The organism is Aquiflexum sp. (assembly GCF_041751335.1).
Lineage (GTDB): Bacteria > Bacteroidota > Bacteroidia > Cytophagales > Cyclobacteriaceae > Aquiflexum.
This window is the reverse complement of sequence record NZ_JBGSXS010000252.1, coordinates 1-1724: the sequence shown is the minus strand read 5'-3', so window position 1 is coordinate 1724 and position 1724 is coordinate 1. Positions and strand designations below refer to the sequence as shown.

The window sequence follows — 1724 nt, the reverse complement described above, 5'->3', positions numbered from 1 at the left end:
GAAAAATGAACTACCTGCTGGTTCCCCCCAATGAAACTCCAAGCAATGAATTGATGATACTCAGGACAAAGCTGAATATAAGTGCCCACCAAAAACCATCAATTTCAAAGCCAGGAACGATTGCTGCTGCAAGCATAATCAACAACGCATTGATGGCCAATAAAAACAGGCCCAAAGTCAAAACTGTAATTGGAATGGTCAAAATAATCAAAATTGGTTTGATGGTGATATTCAAAAGAGCTATCAATGCTGCAATGACAATTGCTGTAAGAAAATCTGAAACATGTACACCAGGTAATATATATTGTGCGATCAGTATTGCTATACCCCCAAGTATCAACTGAAGAATAATATTTAGAGCTTCATTGGATTTGCTCATTATTTTGGAATATTTAAGTGATTTTTCAAATTTAACCTTATGATTTTTAGTTTTCAAAATATGTGGCTCAAGATTTCAGTCCATTTATACTCGTTTACATGATTTTTGTCACAATCCAAACTTAAATTAAAATTTCCTGTTAAATGTATTCAGATTAAGGACATATATTTGTCCATTAACATTAAATAATTATTGTAGTGATCTTAATAGTTTTCTTTCTTCTCCATTGGTATTTCTCCTTGTTCTGCCAAAGTTTCTTTCTGCACAGATATGCTGCCCATCAGATGTTCTCTATGAACAAGTATTGGGAAAAGTTTTTTTACTTCTTTACATGGCTTTGTCAGGGAAGTTCATATTTATCTCCGAGGGCATACGCCATATTGCACAGGATGCACCATGCCTACAGTGATACACCCAAAGATCCCCATAGTCCACATCATACAGAAAACTTGTTTACGATGATGTGGAAAACCAAAAATATCTACAATGATTATTTCAGCTTCAAATTGAAGCCTGAGGAAAGATTTTCCAAAGATGTTCCTGACTGGAATAAGTTTGACCTTTTCGCTGACTCAATGTCGATTAGAGTAGGTTGGGCATTGTTCTATATTTTAGTTTATGTTTTGAGTATTTCTGTATTTGAATTATCAGGTACACATTGGTGGATGTATTTTTTACTTCCCATACATTTAATGATGGGACCCGTACATGGCGCCATTGTAAATTGGAGTGGTCATAAATATGGATATGCCAATTTTGATAATAATGATAAGTCAAAGAACAGCTTGTTGCTAGATTTATTAATGCTTGGAGAGTTGTTCCAAAACAATCATCATAGACTTCCAAATAGACCAAACTTTGCAGTTAAATGGTATGAATTCGATCCCACCTATCCCATTGTCAAATTGCTGCATGCAACGGGTATCATAAAGTTAAAAACTACCTGATCAATATCTCTAATAAACCCTCCAAGGGTTTGAAACCCTTGGAGGGTTTATAGATGATAAATATTATCTGAAATTCTCAGGTCTTGTCTTCCACATCAGATTGGATGGTTCTATCTAAAAAATCTTTCGTTAGGAAAGATTTTTTCATTTATATATAAATTTTTTCTGTATCGATAAGGTTATTTGTTTTACAAAAAAATATCTACTTAAAGCTTAATTTAAACTAATAAAATATTTTTTTAACTAAATATTTTTACTTAAATTTACAGTTACCAATAGAAAGATTTATTCCTTTACTTGTTTTTTAAAAACTAAATGGATAAGTTGTAGTCGTATTTAAACTTAAACAATATGAGATCACTAACCCGAGCAGAAGAGCAGATTATGCAAATTCTATG

General features: G+C 32.6%; 2 protein-coding genes. One reads left to right on the top strand and one right to left on the bottom strand.

The genetic code is table 11. The annotated features are described in order from the left end of the window. Window positions 1-10: 10 nt before the first annotated feature. Window positions 11-379 (bottom strand): phage holin family protein, encoded by a 369-nt coding sequence (locus ACEW8U_RS14135; protein ID WP_373522699.1) that lies wholly within the window; start codon window positions 377-379, stop codon window positions 11-13. Between the two features lie 197 nt (window positions 380-576). Between ACEW8U_RS14135 and ACEW8U_RS14130 the strand changes: the two genes are divergently transcribed. Continuing rightward, entirely contained in the window at window positions 577-1326 is a 750-nt protein-coding gene (locus ACEW8U_RS14130) for an acyl-CoA desaturase (RefSeq protein WP_373522698.1), read from the top strand. The last annotated feature ends 398 nt before the right edge of the window (window positions 1327-1724 follow it).